We start from the raw sequence: 20979 nt of genomic DNA on the forward strand, positions 1-20979 counted from the left end.
TGTCATTACATATTTTCTAACATATGCTCCACAATACGATGTGAACGCTGCGAAGATTCCACAGTAAATTCAGCAAAGTTAACATGCGCCGAACCATCCGCTTTATCAGACATCCCACGCAGGACAACAAATGGTACACGATTCATGTAACAGACCTGAGCAACTGCAGCCCCTTCCATCTCCGCACATGCACCGTCCATTTCGGTATATAACATGTTAACCGTATCTTTATTTGCAATAAATTGATCTCCAGATAACACTTTACCGATCAGGTAATTGGCTCCCTGTGCTTTACACGCTTCTTCAGCCAGTGTAATAAGCGAAGCCTCGGCAGGGAAGGCCGATGTCTCCTGGTAAGGAATAACCCCGCGTGCAAACCCCAGTGGCGTTACATCCATGTCGTGCTGAACACATACAGACGATATAACCATATCTCCAATGTTCAACTCCGGGTTAACTGCACCCGCAACACCTGTGAAGATAATGCGATTAACTTGAAAACGATCAATCAAGATCTGCGTTGTAACCGCTGCATTTACTTTACCTACGCCGGATTTGCACACGACAATATGCTTGCCCAGCCACTCGCCCGCAACGTATGTAATGCCGGTTTGTTTGACCGTCTCAAGCTGCTTCATACCTGCCAGCAAAAGCTCGACTTCCTCATCCATCGCTCCGATAATACCAATCGTTTCACGCATCTTCTGATACCCCCTGTTTTCATTTTTAAACTAATTCAGCACAAAAGCTCCGTCTCCGGAGCTTTCGCATATCCACTATGTAGAGAGAATAATGACTTCTCCCTTACTGTATATATTCCCGATTAAACTACATCTGCATGACTTACAGACAGACGAAGAATCGTTTCATGCGGCAAAATAACCCGTGGGTTCTCCACATTTTCTTTCTTCATCAACTTGGTCAGCAAACGCATCGCTACTGCGCCAAGGTCGTACATTGGCTGAGCCACTGTTGTCAACTGAGGACGCACCATGGAAGCCATACGGATGTTATCCACACTAATAATGGAGAAGTCATCCGGTACTTTCAGACCGTCATCCTGAATGCTGTGAATGGCACCAATGGCCATTTCATCTGTAGCAGCAAAGATAGCTGATGGTTTTTTCTTGAGTCCAAGGAAATATTTCATTGCTTCCACACCGGATTCATATCGATAGTTACCGATTCGAACAAGATCCTCCTGGTATTCAATCCCCGCTGCTTCCAGTGCTTTTTTGTATCCTTGGAAACGGGCATATCCATTCGCCGGATCTTGCAGTGTACCACTGATCATCGCAATTTCCTTGTGTCCATGACGAATCAGAGTGTTTACCGCATCAAACGCAGCCGACTCATGGTCAATATCCACCGAAGGGAATGTGCCCTTCTCATCACTTGTTGCACAAAGTACAATCGGCACAGCCGCAGACTGGAACGCCTGAATGTGTTCGTCCGTTACTGTTCCACCCATGAAGAGCAGTCCGTCTACTTGTTTTTCGAGCAACGTGTTAATAACACGAATTTCTTTTTCTTTCTTCTTGTCTGCATTACACAAAATAATATTGTAGTGATACATATTCGCAATATCTTCAATTCCGCGGGCAATCTCCGCGAAGGTTGAGTTCGAAATATCCGGAATAACAACCCCGACCGTGGTTGTCTTCTTGCTTGCCAGACCTCTGGCTACCGCATTCGGACGATATCCCAACCGCTCGATGGCTTCATATACTTTTTTCCGCGTTTGCGGTTTGACATTAGGGTTATTATTAACTACCCGTGATACCGTTGCCATAGACACTCCAGCTTCACGTGCCACATCATAAATGGTTACCGTCACAGTACTTCTCTCCATTACCAGTAAATTTTCATACCATTTTCATTAAGATTTATATTACGACAAATTTTTGCATTAATCAATTAAAATAGGCTTTAGGACTCACTCAAAACATTCGTAAGTGTGGTTCTAGTAATATCTGAATGGGAAGTATGCCATACAGGAATTCCCTTTTTAATCAGGATCGCCTGTGGAGATTCGTGCTTAACACCCAGCTTGTCTGCTGCTTCATTGGATACCGGGCGATCTTCCACAACATAGATGATGCCATATTTCACTTGTTCATTGGCATTGTTAAGCAAATAATCGTTCATCTCCTGATAAGCGTTCGAGCTGATCGGACAGCGCGTGCTATGCTTAAACAGAAGCAAGGGTTGATCCTTGGTAGCCTCCACTGCGGAGTTTAGCTGTTCAATACTTGTCATTTTAGTCATGTCAGCCATTAGATATACATCCCCCTTTACCAGGAATACCGCTATGTTGAGCGTTTTCACTCTTCGATATCTTAACAAAAAGTGAGCGAAAAAGCCAATTTTCATGAAAACAAGCATTTTACACGTCAAAATTAGACAACATTTGAGAAGTACTCCTGCCACACAAATCCGGATAATTGACTTAATCTACGCTCCGTGGTCTCAATCCACGCTGCATCACCAGACTTCGTTGCGTAACCCATAATGTCCAGCAGCAGATTGATACGCTCCTCCACTGCTTGCTGCATACGATGTTCCATCTCCCGATCGGTCGCATCCGGCCAGGCCAGCAGTAACTCATGAAACAGGTCTGCCAGTTCATTACGTTCACCAAAAGATACGTCTTGCTTCACGGGCTGTTCACCCAATGTGTTAATGCATTCTGTTAAGTCCGGCTTGACCGGCGGAAGCACTTCATATGATACACAGTCTGTACACGCAAATACGGGTACGTTTCGAATCTCCACTTTTTTGGCGTACACCACTGTTCTTAATTCCAACTCCATTACATGTCCACATCTGCACGACTTGCGCACCACCATCACCTCATTCGTTCTATACTCTATATAAGTACCATTCGACCTATTTCGGCTCAAATCCTGCTATAAACGAAAGGTTGCACAAATTACCACTCCCTCCAGATGAAGGTTGTCGAATGCAGGCAGTTACTGACTTGTAATCGCTTCCTCCAAACTGAATATGCACTTCCATGAAGTCCCTTGGAGAATCTGTTACAATTAAAGACGCAACAGACCTAATCAACGCAAAAAGGAGAGATGGACATGAGATTAACCGGTAAAAAAGTCATCGCTCTGGTCGATGAAGAATTCGAGGATTTGGAATTGTGGTACCCTGTGCATCGGGTTCGTGAAGAAGGTGCAGAAGTGCATCTTGCTGGAGAGAAAAAAGGAAAAACCTATATTGGCAAATATGGTGTGCCTGCTGAAGCCGAATACAGTTTCGATGAACTCGATAGTTCAGATTACGATGGCATTCTCGTGCCAGGCGGCTGGGCGCCAGACAAGCTGCGTCGTTATCCCAAAGTACTGGAGCTTGTAAAGGAAATGAATGTAGACCGAAAACCGATTGGACAGATCTGTCATGCGGGCTGGGTGCTGATTTCTGCCAAAATTCTGGACGGAGTTACAGTAACCTCTACACCAGGCATTCGGGATGACATGGAAAATGCAGGTGCTATCTGGAAAGATGAAGCGGTTGTTGTTGATGGACATATCATCTCAGCTCGTCGTCCGCCTGACCTTCCCCCTTATGGCAAGGCATTCTGTGATGCACTCGCTGACAAGTAAAAATAACCCCATTGTGCTCTCATGCACAGTGGGGTTATTTTATATAACAAGTACTCCAACAAATAATTATCACAAATGTAAATATATTAACTTAAAGGTATTTATATCCAGTTTCCCTAATTACGATGCGTTCGAACCACTTTGTTCATCTGGACTTCCCGTGGAGTCATTAAAGACTTGTAGTCGCTCCTCAATATCTCCGCTGGTCCGTAAGGCGAAGCACTTTCGCGCTTCTTCTTTGGCGGTCGATGCTGTTGTGTTCAGCACTCTGTGCTTCACACGTAACAAGGATTGTGGAGACATACTCAAGTGGCGAATGCCAAGCTCCAACCAAAGCGGAATAGCACGTTCGTCCCCTGCCATCTCTCCGCACACACTGACATCAATTCCAGCCGTATGAGCCGCATCTGCTGTCGCACGAAGCATCCGCAGAACAGCTGGATGATAGGGGTGATACATGTGAGCAATCTGCTCATTCATTCGATCTACTGCCAGTACATATTGAACCAGGTCGTTCGTACCAATGCTGAAGAAATCAGCTTCCTCTGCGAGCAGATCAGCAATCATCACCGCTGCAGGAACTTCAATCATAATTCCCACCTGAATGTGAGGGTCGTATGATAATCCCCGCTCGTCCAGATCGGACATCGCCTCACGAAGAATCTCATTGGCCTGCTGAAGTTCTTCCACCGAAGAGATCATAGGGTACATAATTTTGACATTTCCGGCCGCACTGGCACGCAGAATGGCTGTAAGCTGTGTTTTGAACAGATCCTTGCGGTCGAGACTAATCCGAATGGCACGGTAACCCAGAAACGGATTGTCTTCCTCCGGCAATTCAAAGTAATCGAGTTGTTTGTCACCACCGATATCCAGTGTACGAATAACAACAGATTGTCCTGCTGTTTTCTCTGCCACAAGACGGTACACCTCATACTGTTCTTGCTCACCCGGGAACGTAGCACGGTCCATATACAAAAACTCTGTTCGGAACAAGCCCACACCCTTGGCTCCTTGTTTCAAAGCAAGGTCCAATTCCTTCACCGAACTGATATTGGAAGCCAAGTGCAAAACGGCCCCATCTTTGGTTACGGCATCCACGGTAGCAAGGACTTGAAGTTGTTCCTTTTTCTTCAGTTGTTTGCTGCGAAGCATGGTATACCGTTCAATCGTCTTGCGATCCGGGTCCGTAAATACCAAGCCATTGTCACCATCCACCACAAGCATATCCCCTGTCTCTACCGGCATGCCAAGACTCGCTTCCAGACCGGAAACGAGAGGAATGCCAAGGGCACGAGCCATAATCGCGGAATGTGATGTTTTCCCTCCAATCAAGGTCACAATGCCTAATACATGGGTGGGATTCAGATGCGCCAGTTGAGATGGCGACAGTTCTTTGGCAACGAGTACATACGGCTGGGTATCCGAAGGAAGTGTAATCTCCGGTGCACCGAGCAAATGCTTGAGCAGCCGGTTACCCACATCCTTGATGTCAATGGCCCGCTCTTTCATATACTCGTCTTCCAGCAAGTCAAACATCGTGACAAAGTGGTCAATGGCTTCTTTGACCGCCACTTCTGCTGCCTTATATTGACGCTCAATAATACCGCGAATTTCGTTCATGAATACCGGATCTTCGAGGATTGCCAGATGTGCATCAAAGATACTGGACTCCTCTGGACCAACAACTTCCTTGAACTCATTTTTGATATATTCAATCTCATCCTTAGATGTCCGTATGCCCTCATACAGCCGTTCGAACTCTTGGGCGAGATCCACCGAATCCATCTTCTGATCCGGCAGATCCCATTCCCAACTGGGCAGGACAAATGCTTTGCCGATGGCTATGCCTGCAGCTCCGTTGATGCCTTGTATCTTCATTCTACCCCTCCAACGTTCCTGTCATAGAGCACCACGGACATAACGGATGCCTGACCTTTCTTAACTTGCTTAAATGGAGCAAAACTCCATGATTTTACACGATCTGGATTCGTAATTACCATTGGTGTTGTCAGTGACGCCGCTTGCTCGCGGAGTACTGCCAGATCAAACTTGATCAACAACTGCCCTGGCTCCACCGTATCGCCCTCCTGAACAAAAGCTTCAAAATGGCCTTTCAACTGAGAGGTATCGATGCCGATATGCAGTAACACTTCAAGCCCCTCACGGGTAGATATACCCAAGGCATGCATGGTCGGGTACAAGTGCATAATCGTTCCGTACACGGGTGAGACCAGCTCTCCCTTTTCCGGAACAAAGGCTACACCATCACCGACAAGTTTGGCTGCAAAGATCTGATCCGGCACCTCTTCAATCGGGAGCATTTTGCCCTGAACAGGGGCACAGAACAGAACCTGTTGCAGATCTCTTTCCAGCAGCTTCGCGATTTCTTCCCGAATCAATTCCGAGTAGGTCCCGAATACCACCTGTACGTTACCGCCACCCAGCTTGATCAGTCCAGCGGACCCCATACTCTTCATGGCACCCGTGTCGATCAGACGGTCATCATGCACAGTCAGGCGAAGACGTGTAATACAAGCTTCAACCTGTACAATGTTACTCTTCCCACCCAATGCTTCGAGGATTAAAGGTGCCTGATAAGGAATGTTACCTACCCAATCTTCCAGCATGGAGCCCTCTTCACGTCCTGGTGTTGGAATCTTGAACGTACGAATCGCCCATCGGAACAGAAAGTAGTAAACCAGCCCATATAGTATGCCAATCGGAATGAGCTTCCAAGCATTCTCCGATAGATGGAAATTGAGTATGTAATCAATAATACCTGCGGAGTAAGAAAATCCATGCCGGATATCAAGCCAGTAACTAATCCACATGGCAACGCCGGACATCACTGCATGCACGATGAACAGATATGGTGCCGCGAACAAAAAAGCAAACTCAATCTGTTCCGATACCCCGGTTAGAAAACAAACGAGTGCCGATGTCAGAAAAGTTTTCTTGATTTTTGGTTTCAGATCTTCCCTGGCTTCCTGAATAATAGCAAAGGCTATTGCCGGAATGGCAAACATCATGATGGGAAACAAACCCGCCATAAAGAATCCTGCTGTTGGATCACCTGCAAAAAATCGGGGCAAATCCCCTTGCACAATGTTACCATCAGGCGTTTCAAACGTCCCTAACTGGAACCAAAACACATTGTTAAGCAGGTGATGAAGCCCAAAAGCAACCAGCACCCTGTATAACACTCCGTAGATGAATAGTCCAAAACCCCCGAGACTGTATTCCCAGGTAGCAATGCCGTTCAATCCATGCTGTAGGATCGGAGCGAGCCATAACATAAAACAGGAGAACAATGCCGAACAGAGTCCAACAATGAGCAAAACAAACCTTGAACCTCCAAAAAATTGTAAAATTTCAGGCAGTTTAATGCTTTTAAACCGATTATGCATCCCACCGGCAAGCGCGCCGAGTATGATTCCGATTAAGGAAGCGGGCTGAACGGTGCCATCCCCGAAGTTCCGAGTCACCTGATCATATATCACGATACCAGCCAGAGCAGCAAGTCCCGCTTGTCCGGCCTGGTTGGAGAGTCCCAGTGCTACACCGACAGCGAACAGATACGGTAAGAAATAAAAAATACCGTGTCCGGCCACGGTAGACACTTCACCGACAATATCCAATCCCCAGGCGTCCCAAGGCAGACTGCCAACACTGAGCAAAATTGCGGCGGCGGGCAGGACCATTGTAGGCAGCATTACCGCTCGTCCGAGCTGCTGCAAGGATCCGAGCCAATTCATGGCGACCTCTCCTTTCTATCCTAGATGGTAAGCTTTACGCAACGTTTTGTCAAAGCAAAACAGTAACCAATTGGTAATTAATACGGCAAAAATGGAACAGAAAAAATCCCGTCAACTTCAAGTTAACGGGATTCATCCTATAATCATTCAATTGGTTCAGATCAGGAGATCATTCGATCACAGGTGAACGAGCCTCTCAGCCGCGTCCAGCGCCGCGCAGAACGATGGAATCCTCTACCTTGATACAACGATTCGTTACCGCTGTCATGCCGTTCTCTGCAGCAATCTGGACCGCTTCATCACTATGGATGCCAAGCTGCAGCCACAGTACATTTGCTTTGATGGCAGCGGCGTCACGAGCGACATCCTCGCAAAACTCTTCGCGACGAAACACATTGACAATGTCTACCGGCTCTGGAATATCCGCGAGTGTGGCATATACCGTCTCGCCCAGGATTTCACCTTGCACCTGTGGATTAACCGGGATGATGCGATAGCCTCTGCTCTGCATGGCTTCTGCCACCATATAGGAAGTGCGATCTGATTTGTCTGATAAGCCGACGACTGCGATGTTGCCTGCCTTGCGCAAAAGTTGTCCAATTTCTTCACGAGTAGGGTTGTTAAATTCCATGTTCAAGCACCATCCTTTTCTGATTAAAGTGCGTGTTCAAAAAACAGGTTTTCAGTTATTTACTCTTTTACCCATTGAACCGAGGCGCCAAGCGCCTGCAAATGATCGAAATATTGCGGATAAGACTTGGCTACATGGTGTGCATCCCGAATACGAAGTGGTTCCTTGGAACGCAGGCCAACGACAGTGAGCGCCATAATTACGCGATGATCGTAGTGAGCGTTAATCTCAACGCCGCCTTCAACGCCTTCTGGACGTCCATGTACGATAATCTCAGCTTGACGCTCTTCAACGTTTGCTCCTGCCTTCCGCAGTTCGTTCAAATAATCGGTGATTCGGTCACATTCCTTGTAACGCAGGTTCTCTACATTATAGAACCGTGACGTGCCTTCCGCAAACACAGCTGCGGCTACCATAGCCAAAACGGCGTCCGTCGCGGCATCCCCGTCGAATTCGATCGCTTTCAGTCTGCCATTACCTTGAACATGTACAACATCGTTCTCATGTGTCAATGGCACTTCCATCAAGCGCAGCACGTCAACGATGGCACGTTCACCCTGTTTGCTCTGCTCCATCAGGCGCAGAATTTTCACATCAGACTGTGTAACCGCTGCTGCGGCAAGAACCGCTGCTGAGCCGGGATAATCCCCTTGAACTGTGTAGGTCGTTGGTTGGTAAGCCTGTCCACCTGGTACACGGAAGGACATATAATCATCACTTGCATGGATAACGATACCTGCCTGCTCCAGCACTTCCAGGGTCTGTCCGATAACGACCTTGGACTTCAGGTCATTCAGTACTTCGATGGTGCTGTCTTCTGCAAGCAACGGCGTAACAAACAACAATGCACTCAGATATTGGGAACTGACGGAGCCGGATACACGAATGTGTCCACCCTTGGCATTGCCACCCTTGATTGTAATTGGCAAGCGTCCTTGTTCGTGCTGTACATCTACACCCAATTGACCAAGCGCATCGATCAGGTCATCATGTGGACGTTTGCCCAAAGAATCCGGGTACGTATTCACAAAAGTTACTTCAGGGCAGAGCGCTGTAACGCCCATCAGGAAACGAAGTACAGCACCTGCATTCCCTACATTCAATTCACGCACATCACGGGGATGACTGCCAAAACCCTGGATCACAATCTTGCTGTCGTCTTCTTCAAGCACTGCCCCCAGATCGCGAATACATCTGCGCATGGCGTCACTGTCTTCACTGTGTGCCGGGAAATGGATGGTACTTGTGCCTTCTGCCAGTGCAGCAGCCAGCAAATAGCGAGTCGTGTAGTTTTTGGAGGACAGAGCCCCGATTTCCCCGTTCAGCGTGGGGGTTGGTTTAACAATAACGTCCATGGATGAAATTCTCCTTCATTGATTATATTGTGGCCAAATTGACATTCCGTGCATCGCTTGGGTATCATTATAGGCGTTAAGTCCATACAGAAAAGAGGACCTGAATATGACACAAATAGCTGAAATTGAAACGTCTGAGCTGCGCCGCCGTTTACAGGCGGGAGAGAAGCTGCAGATGATAGACGTCCGCGAGGACGATGAAGTCGCGCAAGGCATGATCGAAGGAGCCAAGCATATTCCGCTTGGACAGATTCCGGACCGACTGTCTGAGATTGAGAAATCAGGCGAGATCGTGATCATCTGTCGTAGCGGTTACCGCAGTGAGCGTGCTTGTGAATATCTGCAGCAACTGGGATATGAAGGCTGTACAAACATGGTCGGCGGTATGCTTCAGTGGCAACAGGAAGACTAGAGAAACCCGGAGAGAAGCAAAGTCATTTGTAACCTTGTGACTTCTGCTCTGCTCCACTTCTAGAAACGGGCCTATATGGCCCGTTTTGTTATATCTGCCACCACCTATCAACCATCAAACTTCGATGATAACAAGCTTAGACGCGGTAATGCGCTAAAATTAAACGAGTCACTTCAGCAGCGGATAACTCGGTTGTATCCACCGTATAATGTGCGAACCGATATGCGTCTTTCCGTTCTTCCATAATTGCCTGAATGCGTTCCTCTGCATTGCCTGCGAGGAGTGGACGATTGTCACAGCCACTAACACGTTCTACAATCACTGCCGGATCAGCAGTCAAGGCAACAACCCAACCATTTTTCAACATCACGTCACAATTATCCGAACGCAGCACCACGCCACCTCCAGTCGCTATGACCTGTGACTTCTTCTCCAGCACCGAGCATAACATGCGGCTCTCGGCATCACGGAAATACGTCTCTCCCTTGCCAGTGAACAATTCCGGAATCGTACAGCCTTCCTCTTTTTCCACCGCGGCGTCTACATCAATCAATCGATAACCAAGCTCGCGTGCAAGCATGTCAGCGACGGTTGATTTGCCAGTTCCCATCATGCCGATGAGAATAATATTGTTAGACTTGCTCAAGGTGTACACTCCTTTAATTCAAGCAATTCGTGAGCACTTTTGTCCTATCATAACACAGCCCTGCGGACTGGGAAAGACCATCTCCTCACTGACTTCCTTTCGACCATCCGCAAGTACTTCCAAGACAGATTAAGTAACTCCCGGCATCTAAGCCTACGTCAGATCACCCTCAAGCAGTTTTGAGCCTCCAAACATCTCAATCAGTAACCATCCCAGCAAACTAACGAACTCCAATGAGCCTATTTACAGTAAAAAAGAGGCTCAGCGTAAACCGGCAATCACCGGAACGCCAAACCTCTTTTGAGCCCCTTAGCAGGCCAAAGCTCCTGTTTAAAGGCACTTTGGCCAAATCTAATAGACTTGTATATGTGGTACTACTCCATCCAGTTGTGGTGGAAGCTGCCTTCTTTGTCCACACGTTTGAACGTGTGAGCACCGAAGTAGTCACGTTGGGCTTGCAGCAAGTTTGCTGGCAAACGCTCTGTGCGGTAGCTGTCGTAGTAAGAAAGAGCGCTGGAGAAGCCAGGTACTGGAACACCTTGTTTTACAGCAGCCGCTACAACTTCACGCCATGCGCCTTGATAAGACTCAACGATGTTTTGGAAGTAAGGATCCAAGAGCAGGTTTTTCAGCGCTGCGTCTTTATCATAAGCTTCCTTGATGTTTTGCAGGAACTGCGAACGGATGATACAGCCACCACGGAAGATCATGGCAATGTTACCGTATTTCAGATCCCAGCCATACTCGTCGGAAGCTGCACGCATTTGTGCAAATCCTTGTGCGTAGGATACGATTTTACTTGCAAAGAGGGCTTTACGCACGCTCTCGATAAATGCTTTTTTGTCACCGGAGAACGCTTCAGTCGCTGGTCCATTCAGGATTTTGCTAGCTGCTACACGCTCGTCCTTCATCGCAGACAGGAAACGGGAGAATACGGATTCTGTAATCATGGACAATGGAACGCCGAGATCCAGCGCGCTTTGGCTTGTCCATTTACCTGTTCCTTTTTGTCCAGCAGCATCCAGAATGACGTCAACCATTGGTTTGCCCGTTTCTGGATCGTATTTAGAGAAGATATCTGCCGTGATTTCGATCAGGTAGCTATCCAGCTCTCCTTGATTCCATTCCGTAAAGATCGCATGCAGCTCTTCAACGGAAACGTTCAATACGGATTTGAGCAAGTGGTACGCTTCACCAATCAACTGCATATCTCCGTACTCGATACCGTTATGCACCATTTTCACATAGTGTCCGGCACCATCAGGTCCAATATATGTACAACATGGATCGTCACCGACTTTGGCCGAGATCGCCGTCAGGATCGGTTCAACCAGTTTATAAGCACTTTCCTGTCCACCTGGCATGATGGAAGGGCCTTTCAGTGCGCCTTCTTCACCACCGGATACACCTGTACCGATGAAACGAATGCCTTTGTCTTCCAACTCTTTGCTGCGACGTTGCGTGTCAGGGAAGTATGCGTTCCCTCCATCAATGATGATGTCGCCCTCATCCAGGTGAGGAAGCAGTTGTTCAATGGTAGCGTCGGTCGCTTTGCCGGCTTGTACCATGATCAAAATTTTGCGCGGGGATTCCAGGGATGCTACGAACTCTTCAATGGAGAATGAGCCTGTCAGGTTTTTACCTTCAGCTTCTTTCAGAAGATCATTGGTTTTCTCCGGGGAACGGTTAAATACCGATACCGAGAAACCTTTGCTTTCAATGTTAAGGGCCAAATTTTTGCCCATGACAGCCAGGCCAATTACGCCAATTTGTTGTTTTGTCATCTGGTCCTCCATCCTTTGCTCCAATTAATTTTATTGAAATAAATTCTCAACAATACTCCCATTTTAACGGTTTTATGTATAGAAGTGAACCCCGTGGCACAGCTACGCAACGAGAAAACACCCCAATCTGCTGAGGTGTTCATCGTATTTTCATAAATACGGCCTTATCTTGTCATCCTTCCAACATTAACAGATGTCCAGACAACTGTTTTAAGACTTGACGGCAAGCATTTGCTTTTTCGATATTATCCATCTGCATGGCCGTGTAGAGGCGCTCCAGTTCATCGTCCACTTCCATGCGCAACAACATGAGCCTTTCCTCGCCTTCACGCGAGAGGAACATTTCTTCCATCTCTTCCGCCGTCGGCGCAGGTTCCTTTTGAAAAATGACACGCTGTTTGAATCCGGAAACTTCCACGAGCCGAATCACTTCACCGAATAAAATGTTCTCCACGGTCATCTGCTGATCCTTGAACCGCTTCACAACCGCATGCCCGCGTGTATCTCCAATCAGCTTCTCCAGCCACTCTGCAAGCTTTGCATCCTTAATGATATAATCCCCAGTCATCTTGTAGTTCCCTGTGCGTGTCTGTTGAAAGCGGAGCTTTACCAGCTTGCGACCGGTCCGGACTGACAGGATAAAAAAGGATTCGTCCTCGCTCCAATATAGTGAATATCCCTCACGAATAAGGTCTCTGATCAAATTTTGGATATGCCGACGGTTGAACCGCAGCTCCAGATTGCAATATTCAACTTCATAACTCTTATTCACGGCACTCCCTCCATCTGTACCGGATCAACTCCGGCCCTCGTCTTCAATCGCTTCTACTCAATCGGCTTACCCTATTTTATACTTCATTTTATGTAAGGGTACTTGGTTATTTGACTATTTTTCACCGAAAGGACCGCAGGATTGCAGCTTTCCGCAGACGCACAGGGGCAAGCCCCCGATTATCGTGATATAATGGACGCGAAAAAGGGAGCTCCACAACCAAGACGGTTGGTGGAACTCCCTTTTCTTTTGCTTATTTGGCCGGAGCGGTGCGAAACGGATTGCGGGATAACACAAAGTGCACAACGGCAAGTCCTGCCATGACGATGGCACTGCCAATGAATGGGGCCGGATGACTCACGTGGTCCCACAGCAACCCGGAAACAATAGGGCCGACAACCATACCTGATCCCTGCAATGTAAGGAAGAATCCCCAGATCGCTCCCCGCTCTCCTTTGGGAATTAGCGTGGCTACAAAAGCATTCCAGGCGGGCAAAATCATGGCATAACTGATGCCCACCAGCATGACAACACCAAACACCACCGGAATGGATGTTATGGAGGAGAATGCAAACAGACTCGCCGCCGCCATCAAAAAACCAACATTCAGGAACGGTTTCGTGCCAAACCTGTCTACCATTTTACCAACAGGCAGCAAGGCAATGACCGTTATTCCACCACCTGCAATCAGCAACAAGCTGTAAAGGTTCGGCGAGATGTGCAGATCTGTGCGTGTATATAGCGTGATTACTGGACTGAGCAGCCCGATGACAAACGACTGCATAAACAGGGCAGGATACACCAGTGGATTAACATTAAGCGTGCTGCGTACCCGTTGCAGTGTGTCCTTCACACTCTTTTGCAGCCGGATGAACGGCGTGAGCAGATTCGGTTTGGCTGGATATTTCACATCACTATTCTTCGCTGCTTGCTCGGCATGCTCTCCTTCAACAATGACACGTCCAGGAAGAATCATGGCCACCAGAATAACGAGAATGGCACAACCCATCAGCACGAGGAATATAGTTTGATAATCATGATGCGTGCGCTCCAGCAGCCAGTTCATACCTATAGGTCCAAGCCCCGTTCCGCCGAGAGCAGCCACCTCCAGCGCCCCCATTGCTGTACCATTCTTATTCTGTGGGCCTGACATCGCCGTCACGCCTGTCATGGCGCAAGGCCAGAGCGGTGACGTACCAATACCAAGAATCAGACAGGCCATGGCCAGTCCAACGGCACTTTTGAGAAAGAGGATCATAATAACAGCGATTAAGGTACAGATTAATGCTGTAACCATCGTTGCGCGGAACCCGATCCGTTCTGCTGCCCAGCCGGAAGGAGCCCGGAACAGATTATCTCCCAAATATTGAAGAGCAAATGCCACACCAATGACGCCTGCAGACAGACCCAGTATATTGTCCATATACACGGGCAGAACAGCTACCAACAGGGCCCCTTTGATAATTTCAACTAGAAAAAGTGTCAGCCACATCGCGATAAAAAATGGTGATCGCAAAATTTTGGCTGGTTTTGTGTCGGTTTGCATTCTTTTTCCCCTTTCGGTGTTCATTTGCCTATTCCCTATCCTTAGTGTAACCGTGGGGAATGTGCGCAAATCTCGGCAATTTAAAAAATTGTCGATTTATACTGTTGCATTCGGTTCTTAATTTGCTATACTCATCTTTGTTTACCAATTTTATTAGGAAGGGTTGTGACAGCACTGATGAATCACCACCGTACGCCGCTGTTTACCGCTTTAAAAAATCATGCGGCACTCAATCCGGTACAGTTTCATATTCCGGGCCATAAAAAAGGATTGGGAGCGGATACCGAATTCCGTGAATTTATTGGCGATAATGCCTTCTCCATAGATTTGATTAACATCGCACCGTTGGATGACCTGCATCAGCCAACCGGTGTCATTCAGGAAGCACAGATTTTGGCAGCAGATGCCTTCGGAGCCGATTATACCTATTTTAGTGTACAAGGCACAAGCAGTGCCATTATGACCATGATTCTGTCTGTATGCTCACCGGGTGACAAAATTATTGTGCCCCGTAATGTGCATAAATCGGTTCTGTCCGCGATTATTTTCTCAGGCGCCAAACCCGTATTTGTTTCTCCTTCACAAGATCCCAATCTGGGCATTGACCACGGAGTGACCACACAGTCTATCCGTCGCGCACTGGAGCGTCATCCGGATGCCAAGGCATTGCTTGTAATTAACCCGACTTATTACGGCGTGGTTACCGATCTGAAAGAGATTGTTGAACTGGCACACAGTTATCAAGTTCCTGTACTTGTTGATGAAGCACATGGCGTACTCATTCATTTCCATGAGGATCTGCCGTTGTCTGCGATGGCAGCAGGTGCCGATATGGCTGCAACCAGTGTTCACAAGCTTGGTGGCTCCATGACACAGAGTTCCGTACTCAACCTGAATACCAAGAATGGGTTCGTAAATCCACAGCGTGTACAGACGATCCTGAGTCTGCTCACCTCAACATCAACTTCATACATTTTGCTTGCTTCACTCGATACATCAAGACGTAACCTGGCACTCCACGGTCGTGAGATTGCACAGAAGGCGATTGAACTAGCTGAGTTTGCCAGACGTTCGATTAACGATATGGATGGCCTGTATTGCTTCGGTAGAGAGCTGCTGGGTACAGAAGCGACCTTCAACTATGATCCAACCAAGGTAACGATCCATGTTCGCCATCTGGGTATTACAGGGTATGAGACAGAGAACTGGCTGCGTGAACATTACAACATTGAGGTCGAACTTAGTGATATGTACAATATTCTGTGTCTCATTACGCCAGGAGATACGGATAATAGTGTGGATATCTTGCTGAACGCTTTGCAGGATCTCTCCCGTACCTATTATCAAGTGAACCCGGCCCATGAACTGGTCGTAAAAGTTCCGGATATTCCACAGTTGATGCTGACTCCACGTGATGCATTCTACGGTGATACCGAAGTGATTCCGTTTAAGGAATCCGCAGGACGTATTATCTCGGAATTCATCTATGTCTATCCGCCAGGAATTCCGATCCTGTTACCGGGTGAGGTTATCACCCAGGAAAACATCGACTACATCATCGATCATGTCGAAGTTGGATTACCCGTCAAAGGACCCGAAGATCGCAGCGTAACCAACGTTAAAGTGATCGTGGAAGCCGATGCCATTTTCTAGAACAACCTCCTTGCGCTGTGCAGGGGATAAACTTAAAGGACCAAGCCCTAGCTTGGTCCGTTTTTATTTTATGGGACAAGCGAGTTTGCATTTTCCCGTCTATTTCGTAGTTCAAACCGGTGGTGTAAATGCTCGTATACCTCTTGAAAAACAAACAAAAGGCCCCCTGAGATCAAGGAGCCTTCATGTTATGTTCCAAAAGAATGACTATTCTTGTGATGCAACGAGTTCGTTGTAAGCCGCTTCAACGCGGTTCCACTCTTCTTCGTCTTCAATATTGTAGAGCACCATTTCCTCGTCTTCTTCTTCCATACGCAGGATGATGCCGTCAGCTTCAGGATTGTTACGTTCCAGCAGGAGCGCATAAACATGCTTCTCCACGTCAAACGTCTCCACCAAAACCATCTCCACGTCTTGGCCGTTCTCGTCTGTTAATGTGAGAAGGACTTCTTCATGCTCGTGGTCGTGGTCGTGGTCTTGCCCGCATCCGCAGCCATCGCCGTGTTCATGTGTGTGATCGCTCATTGAAATACCTCGCTTTATAAATAGAAATTGTGTAACCCTGCATATCGTAACATGTTCAATGACACAGGTCAATTTAACTCACAGGGTTATTTTCGCTTCAATCGTTCAGCGCTGTAATGATTTTCTCCGCTACCAGGACGTAGCTGCTGTTTGCATTTTCTTTAATATGAAAGCCGACCTGATATTTGCCGGCACGACTGAAATCATACGTAAAATCATATGTGCGGAACCAGAAGTTATCCTTCTGGGTTGTAAGCTCCTGTGACTGGATATCCTTCACCTGACCGCTTGGATTGGTAATCGTTACTTTCACCGCAGCTACATCTGCTGTCAGACTGTCCACTTGTGAAAATACATTGAATTTCAGCTTACCTACGTTAACGTTGCCAAATACAGTGTCTCCCTTGAAGAGAAAAATATGTACATTCGGTTTGATCACCGTTACTCTCTTGTTACTGCTGTCCCATTTGACGACGCCTCCGGCTTCCCTGACAGGTACATAGGTCGTTCCATCAATGAGATAACCTCCATCAGCTGCTTCCTTGCCGTTAATGAGAACACGAATCTTCTCGTTCACCGAATCTGCAAACAATAAAGACCCGCCGAGCAAGGAGAATACCGTGACACAAAGCAATATTCGTTTCCATTTCATCCCGTCAATATTCCCTCCCCTGCTGCTAGCTGTTGTACATTTATACTGCAGATTCATCCACAAAGTTGCGCTGTTTTTCATCATTTTTCATTTTTTATCCAGAATTTTTTCCACCCCTTGGAATGCACAAAAAGAGGCGATCCTCATTAAAGGATGCCCCTGATCTATAATTGTTATATATACGGGATTATACGAAGAGTTTATGAAGAAGTATGGCGGGTCAATATACAGGGAACGCCCTTGCCTAAAGCCCCTTCAATTCTCATACGTGCTGCGTAATCCATGCCTCGTGTACATGGTGTCTTACATCTCTCGCATACATCCGATGTGACCAACTTCATGGATACACGTATTTTATCACTCTTTAATGCGGGAGCTTTCTTACCCTTTGCCTTTGCCATCCCGGATTCCCCATTTCCCCAAGTGCTTACTGATGTAATGCATCATATGGGGATTCGCCCGGTTGTGTGTCTATTTAGAAAACGTATTTAAATAATAAAAATATGACAAGGAGGATACCTCCGAGAATGAGCCAGTTGCTGATTTCATACCAAATACCCTTGCCTCCGGACAGGTATTTCTGTTCATTCTCCTGATGACGCTGACGGTGGGTATCGGTCTCAGAGCCATGGGGTGGTTTGCTAAAATCCATCATAAGTACATTCCCCTTTCAGCAGTTTTGTGTAAACTTACTACCATTATAACCCACAATTGAGTGTGAAATTGATTTTTATGCATAAAACACCAAAAAACCTCCGATTTCTCGGAGGCTTCTATCAACAAATAGTATCAGTGATTACGCGAGTTCCACGTTAACATTCACGTTCCCTTTGATTCCTTTGGAATATGGGCAGTAGTCATGGGCAAGTTTCACAAACTTCTGTGCTGTTTCCTCATCTAGACCAAGGATTTTAACTTCCAAATCTACTTGAAGCTTCACGCCGTTATCCTCAGAGTCCGTCACCAACATTACCGTTGCAGCTACGGTACTTCTTTCAATCTCAACTTTGTGTTTCTTCAATTGAAACTCCAGTGCGGAGTTAAAACAAGCACTATACCCTGCTGCAAACAACTGCTCCGGATTGGTAGCTGTCGTCACTTGTCCTCCGAGTTCAGGTGGTGCAGCAACATCCAACATAAACACGTTATCTGGGGATTGTACGATGCCTTGACGTCCGCCTGTATTGATGACTGTTGTTTCATATAATGTTTTCATTTGTGAAAACTCCTTTAGTTAATTAGATTTATTTTGACTGAATTTTGATCTCTCTTGTATCGCTAACAATTACATTGTACACAATTTAATTGTGTATGTAAATAGTTATTATAAAAAAATATAGTTTAAAACACGTTTGGAGAATAATTCATTTCTAACCCCGGACAAGCCCAAACCTAAAGTCAGTGCACTTTCTGAGTTGTTCGCTGTATCCACCAAACTTGGCCTGACTTCATTCTCTAAATAAAAAAGGTACCCAAACACTGCACTTCATTTTCAAAGCGTCCGTGTTTAGGTACCAAATCACTGCACGTATATCTTTTTACCGATCCATGCAGATAATCTATTTATTCTCATAGTCATTCCAATTCAAATCATGCACCTTGTTCATCTTCATACGTCTTCCCTGTTTGATTAATTACTCCAGATATCCACTTTCATCTGTGCACATTTGAAATACTTGGCCTCGGCCTTACTTGTAGTCAGCTTCAAAAGACATTGCAGTTCTCCATGTTGGAACAACCCACCGCTAAGGTCAGCAGCAACACCACCATATTGATCATCCGCACCAAGCCATACCGACGGTCTCTCGAACCCCGCCGAGAACTGTAATCCGGTACAGAGCAGCACAGTGAGATTCTTACGGTTCTGTGCTTCATCTCCTGCTACGCCATGTGTGGTGAAGAACACCATATTTTGATTAAAATCCGTGTACGTTCCATCTGCTTTATAGGCACGGACCATACCATACTTCTGATTTACGTTTTGAAAAAAAGTGATTCCGGCCTTGCTATCCTTCGATTTAATGCCAACCTGAACTGAGATTCCAATGTTCCCGTTTAATTGTAGCGCTTCCAAAGTGATTGCAATTGCTGTTACTTTCGAGCTGTCAATCAGATGTTTCATTTTTAACTCTGCCGTGGCTCCTGCCGTTGTCGGAGTTGTAACAGTAATGGTCCCTCTGTCGGGCAAAGGCTCAAACGTAGGAGTGCCCACCACCTCCACCCAATCCGGTAACGTTCCGTAAAGAAAATCAGCCACAAGCTGTTTGTGAACCTTTCCAAAGGGCACGATCTGACCCGCTGCATCACGTATAACCATCTCTACACCCCCACCGAATAGGCTACACCGATATTATGATCGGTATTGTAATACGCGTACACTACGCCGTCCATAACGGACACCATCAAGGATTGCATGTTGGTCGTCTCCCAATTCAATGCCGGAAAATATATATCTGTAGGTTTGTCCAGCAGTTGACGAAAGTCTGCGCTGATCTTGGCAATGGCAGGCCGAGCTACCGTCGTAACCCCACCGGAAGCATAAGCTGATAACATACCCAGCCACCACATGCTCCCTTTGTACATAAATACACCAGCATTTGGTCTCGAAATGTTTTCTCCTGCACTTAAAGTGGCATCATTCCCACCCATTAATGGTCTTGGATCAGCTAACCAGCTACGTCCGTCATGTGAATACCAGATACATTTACGACCAAAGTCACCACCTCCCATCACTGAGAAACCGATCCATTTGCCTCCATTTCTGAAACACGAGAAATATCCGGTATGACCATCACCTGGGAACCCGGGAGGTTTGTCCAAAATCAAACCCACTCTTGTCCAGTTGATCATGTCTGCAGAGGTCGCAAGTGCCGTTGATTGATTGATCCCCAGTCCGTTTTGTTGATAATACATAAAGAACAATTGTTCTTCATCGTTCCAGATCACAAATGGAGTTTCCGTCGAATTCCCAACCACAGTATCGAGATACACCTGTCCGTGTTTGGTCCATGGCCCTGTAGGGCTGTTCGAGTAGGCTAGTCCAATTCCTCCGATGTGATTATGGTTGGTAGAATACGTAGCATAATAATCCGCTTTTGCATCAGGGATAAGCCCCTTTACCTTGATCGCCCGAAACCAATAGATTGATTGAAGCCCGGCCATTGCAGCGGTATACATAGGATTGTCCATTTTTTTATCAAATTGAGGCGTGTACATCCGTCTGGTTTCTGCATCGCAATAATCATAAGGCGCAACGGCCCTGTTTGCCTTCATCGCTGCATCGAGTGCTGCCTGAGCAATATTTTCAGTCATAGACATGGGAACTCAACTCCTTCGTGAGCAGGGTATTACCATTTACCGGTCGCGAATATAAAACTTCCGAAGTGTCCTTTAATAGGATTGAAAAATCAACAACATTACCCTCATTCGCAGCCGGCTTCTGAGTAATACAAATGATAGGACAAATTCTAGCATTATATGAATACGCTTTCATTTTGTTTATTCCTTTATTTCCTTTACAGTTGTAATCAGCAACTGTCCCTTTCATTGGTACGCCCGGATAATGTTGATCCTTCATATTAATCCCTCCTATTGTTTTCTCCCGATAAGTATATTCATGAAGTTGCCTTTG

22 protein-coding genes are annotated in these 20979 nt (G+C 46.7%); 3 read left to right on the forward strand and 19 right to left on the reverse strand.

Annotation, left to right across the window (positions count from 1 at the left end):
* Window positions 1-5 precede the first annotated feature (5 nt).
* The 4 genes from V6668_RS20555 to V6668_RS20570 all read right to left on the reverse strand — a co-directional run bounded on the left by V6668_RS20555 (window position 6) and on the right by V6668_RS20570 (window position 2813).
* Window positions 6-701 (reverse strand): 5'-methylthioadenosine/adenosylhomocysteine nucleosidase, encoded by a 696-nt coding sequence (locus V6668_RS20555; protein WP_338706554.1) that lies wholly within the window; start codon window positions 699-701, stop codon window positions 6-8.
* 122 nt (window positions 702-823) lie between these two features.
* The gene (gene ccpA / locus V6668_RS20560; protein WP_036674877.1) at window positions 824-1837 is read right to left on the reverse strand and encodes a catabolite control protein A; all 1014 of its coding nucleotides are present in this window, start codon (window positions 1835-1837) and stop codon (window positions 824-826) included.
* 92 nt (window positions 1838-1929) lie between these two features.
* On the reverse strand, window positions 1930-2277 hold the full coding sequence (gene ytxJ / locus V6668_RS20565) for a bacillithiol system redox-active protein YtxJ (protein WP_036674876.1): 348 nt from the start codon (window positions 2275-2277) through the stop codon (window positions 1930-1932).
* A 122-nt stretch (window positions 2278-2399) separates the two neighbouring features.
* The gene (locus V6668_RS20570) at window positions 2400-2813 is read right to left on the reverse strand and encodes a hypothetical protein (RefSeq protein WP_338706555.1); all 414 of its coding nucleotides are present in this window, start codon (window positions 2811-2813) and stop codon (window positions 2400-2402) included.
* 276 nt (window positions 2814-3089) lie between these two features.
* Between V6668_RS20570 and V6668_RS20575 the strand changes: the two genes are divergently transcribed.
* A complete protein-coding gene (locus V6668_RS20575) occupies window positions 3090-3614 on the forward strand; it encodes a type 1 glutamine amidotransferase domain-containing protein (RefSeq protein ID WP_338706556.1) in 525 nt (174 codons plus the stop codon).
* Between the two features lie 120 nt (window positions 3615-3734).
* On the opposite strand, the gene ptsP is transcribed toward V6668_RS20575, so the two are convergent.
* The 4 genes from ptsP to aroA form a co-directional block, all read right to left on the reverse strand.
* Entirely contained in the window at window positions 3735-5495 is a 1761-nt protein-coding gene (gene ptsP / locus V6668_RS20580; protein WP_036674873.1) for a phosphoenolpyruvate--protein phosphotransferase, read from the reverse strand.
* Window positions 5492-7372: a glucose PTS transporter subunit IIA gene (locus tag V6668_RS20585; protein ID WP_036674872.1), complete on the reverse strand. Its 1881-nt coding sequence runs from the start codon at window positions 7370-7372 to the stop codon at window positions 5492-5494. Before V6668_RS20585 ends, ptsP begins: the two co-directional genes overlap by 4 nt.
* Window positions 7373-7568: 196 nt before the next feature.
* Window positions 7569-8003, reverse strand: coding sequence for a CoA-binding protein (locus tag V6668_RS20590; RefSeq protein ID WP_338706557.1), 435 nt, complete (start codon window positions 8001-8003; stop codon window positions 7569-7571).
* 59 nt (window positions 8004-8062) lie between these two features.
* Complete coding sequence (aroA, locus tag V6668_RS20595) at window positions 8063-9358, reverse strand: 3-phosphoshikimate 1-carboxyvinyltransferase (RefSeq protein ID WP_338706558.1); 1296 nt, start codon at window positions 9356-9358, stop codon at window positions 8063-8065.
* A gap of 106 nt (window positions 9359-9464) precedes the next feature.
* Here aroA and V6668_RS20600 point away from each other — a divergent pair, with 106 nt between their 5' ends.
* Entirely contained in the window at window positions 9465-9770 is a 306-nt protein-coding gene (locus V6668_RS20600; protein ID WP_017687407.1) for a rhodanese-like domain-containing protein, read from the forward strand.
* Between the two features lie 136 nt (window positions 9771-9906).
* Here the strand turns inward: V6668_RS20600 and V6668_RS20605 are convergent, their stop codons facing one another.
* From V6668_RS20605 to V6668_RS20620, 4 genes are all read right to left on the reverse strand, one after another.
* Window positions 9907-10416: a shikimate kinase gene (locus V6668_RS20605; protein ID WP_036614703.1), complete on the reverse strand. Its 510-nt coding sequence runs from the start codon at window positions 10414-10416 to the stop codon at window positions 9907-9909.
* Between the two features lie 374 nt (window positions 10417-10790).
* Window positions 10791-12200, reverse strand: a complete 1410-nt coding sequence (gene gndA, locus V6668_RS20610) for an NADP-dependent phosphogluconate dehydrogenase (protein ID WP_036614715.1) — start codon at window positions 12198-12200, stop codon at window positions 10791-10793.
* Window positions 12201-12372: 172 nt separating this feature from the next.
* Window positions 12373-12972, reverse strand: a complete 600-nt coding sequence (locus V6668_RS20615) for a hypothetical protein (protein ID WP_036614719.1) — start codon at window positions 12970-12972, stop codon at window positions 12373-12375.
* A gap of 253 nt (window positions 12973-13225) precedes the next feature.
* The gene (locus V6668_RS20620; RefSeq protein ID WP_076250836.1) at window positions 13226-14518 is read right to left on the reverse strand and encodes an MFS transporter; all 1293 of its coding nucleotides are present in this window, start codon (window positions 14516-14518) and stop codon (window positions 13226-13228) included.
* A gap of 177 nt (window positions 14519-14695) precedes the next feature.
* On the opposite strand from V6668_RS20620, the gene V6668_RS20625 reads away from it, so the two are divergent.
* Complete coding sequence (locus V6668_RS20625) at window positions 14696-16171, forward strand: aminotransferase class I/II-fold pyridoxal phosphate-dependent enzyme (RefSeq protein ID WP_036675042.1); 1476 nt, start codon at window positions 14696-14698, stop codon at window positions 16169-16171.
* A gap of 207 nt (window positions 16172-16378) precedes the next feature.
* Here the strand turns inward: V6668_RS20625 and V6668_RS20630 are convergent, their stop codons facing one another.
* From V6668_RS20630 to V6668_RS20660, 7 genes are all read right to left on the reverse strand, one after another.
* Window positions 16379-16696 carry a DUF1292 domain-containing protein gene (locus V6668_RS20630; protein WP_036614722.1) on the reverse strand — a complete coding sequence of 106 codons (318 nt, stop codon included), beginning with the start codon at window positions 16694-16696 and terminating at the stop codon, window positions 16379-16381.
* A gap of 97 nt (window positions 16697-16793) precedes the next feature.
* A complete protein-coding gene (locus V6668_RS20635; protein WP_036614723.1) occupies window positions 16794-17348 on the reverse strand; it encodes a copper amine oxidase in 555 nt (184 codons plus the stop codon).
* A 475-nt stretch (window positions 17349-17823) separates the two neighbouring features.
* Window positions 17824-18003: a hypothetical protein gene (locus tag V6668_RS20640; protein WP_036614724.1), complete on the reverse strand. Its 180-nt coding sequence runs from the start codon at window positions 18001-18003 to the stop codon at window positions 17824-17826.
* A 141-nt stretch (window positions 18004-18144) separates the two neighbouring features.
* Window positions 18145-18564 carry an organic hydroperoxide resistance protein gene (locus V6668_RS20645; RefSeq protein ID WP_017687397.1) on the reverse strand — a complete coding sequence of 140 codons (420 nt, stop codon included), beginning with the start codon at window positions 18562-18564 and terminating at the stop codon, window positions 18145-18147.
* Window positions 18565-18978: 414 nt separating this feature from the next.
* Window positions 18979-19665 carry a hypothetical protein gene (locus V6668_RS20650; RefSeq protein WP_047843708.1) on the reverse strand — a complete coding sequence of 229 codons (687 nt, stop codon included), beginning with the start codon at window positions 19663-19665 and terminating at the stop codon, window positions 18979-18981.
* Window positions 19666-19667: 2 nt separating this feature from the next.
* Window positions 19668-20666, reverse strand: a complete 999-nt coding sequence (locus V6668_RS20655) for a hypothetical protein (protein WP_100527095.1) — start codon at window positions 20664-20666, stop codon at window positions 19668-19670.
* Complete coding sequence (locus V6668_RS20660) at window positions 20653-20925, reverse strand: hypothetical protein (protein WP_338706559.1); 273 nt, start codon at window positions 20923-20925, stop codon at window positions 20653-20655. Before V6668_RS20660 ends, V6668_RS20655 begins: the two co-directional genes overlap by 14 nt.
* Window positions 20926-20979: the final 54 nt, after the last annotated feature.

Source organism: Paenibacillus amylolyticus, assembly GCF_036894225.1.
In the GTDB taxonomy this organism is placed as follows: Bacteria; Bacillota; Bacilli; order Paenibacillales; family Paenibacillaceae; genus Paenibacillus; species Paenibacillus amylolyticus.

Excerpts from the sequence above, each read along its gene's own strand:
- V6668_RS20555 (WP_338706554.1), bottom strand. The coding sequence starts at position 701 with ATGCGTGAAACGATTGGTATTATCGGAGCGATGGATGAGGAAGTCGAG.
- ytxJ (WP_036674876.1), bottom strand. The coding sequence starts at position 2,277 with ATGGCTGACATGACTAAAATGACAAGTATTGAACAGCTAAACTCCGCA.
- V6668_RS20570 (WP_338706555.1), bottom strand. The coding sequence starts at position 2,813 with ATGGAGTTGGAATTAAGAACAGTGGTGTACGCCAAAAAAGTGGAGATT.
- V6668_RS20575 (WP_338706556.1), top strand. The coding sequence starts at position 3,090 with ATGAGATTAACCGGTAAAAAAGTCATCGCTCTGGTCGATGAAGAATTC.
- ptsP (WP_036674873.1), bottom strand. The coding sequence starts at position 5,495 with ATGAAGATACAAGGCATCAACGGAGCTGCAGGCATAGCCATCGGCAAA.
- V6668_RS20585 (WP_036674872.1), bottom strand. The coding sequence starts at position 7,372 with ATGAATTGGCTCGGATCCTTGCAGCAGCTCGGACGAGCGGTAATGCTG.
- V6668_RS20590 (WP_338706557.1), bottom strand. The coding sequence starts at position 8,003 with ATGGAATTTAACAACCCTACTCGTGAAGAAATTGGACAACTTTTGCGC.
- aroA (WP_338706558.1), bottom strand. The coding sequence starts at position 9,358 with ATGGACGTTATTGTTAAACCAACCCCCACGCTGAACGGGGAAATCGGG.
- V6668_RS20600 (WP_017687407.1), top strand. The coding sequence starts at position 9,465 with ATGACACAAATAGCTGAAATTGAAACGTCTGAGCTGCGCCGCCGTTTA.
- gndA (WP_036614715.1), bottom strand. The coding sequence starts at position 12,200 with ATGACAAAACAACAAATTGGCGTAATTGGCCTGGCTGTCATGGGCAAA.
- V6668_RS20620 (WP_076250836.1), bottom strand. The coding sequence starts at position 14,518 with ATGCAAACCGACACAAAACCAGCCAAAATTTTGCGATCACCATTTTTT.
- V6668_RS20625 (WP_036675042.1), top strand. The coding sequence starts at position 14,696 with ATGAATCACCACCGTACGCCGCTGTTTACCGCTTTAAAAAATCATGCG.
- V6668_RS20630 (WP_036614722.1), bottom strand. The coding sequence starts at position 16,696 with ATGAGCGATCACACACATGAACACGGCGATGGCTGCGGATGCGGGCAA.
- V6668_RS20635 (WP_036614723.1), bottom strand. The coding sequence starts at position 17,348 with ATGAAATGGAAACGAATATTGCTTTGTGTCACGGTATTCTCCTTGCTC.
- V6668_RS20640 (WP_036614724.1), bottom strand. The coding sequence starts at position 18,003 with ATGATGGATTTTAGCAAACCACCCCATGGCTCTGAGACCGATACCCAC.
- V6668_RS20645 (WP_017687397.1), bottom strand. The coding sequence starts at position 18,564 with ATGAAAACATTATATGAAACAACAGTCATCAATACAGGCGGACGTCAA.
- V6668_RS20650 (WP_047843708.1), bottom strand. The coding sequence starts at position 19,665 with ATGGTTATACGTGATGCAGCGGGTCAGATCGTGCCCTTTGGAAAGGTT.
- V6668_RS20655 (WP_100527095.1), bottom strand. The coding sequence starts at position 20,666 with ATGTCTATGACTGAAAATATTGCTCAGGCAGCACTCGATGCAGCGATG.
- V6668_RS20660 (WP_338706559.1), bottom strand. The coding sequence starts at position 20,925 with ATGAAGGATCAACATTATCCGGGCGTACCAATGAAAGGGACAGTTGCT.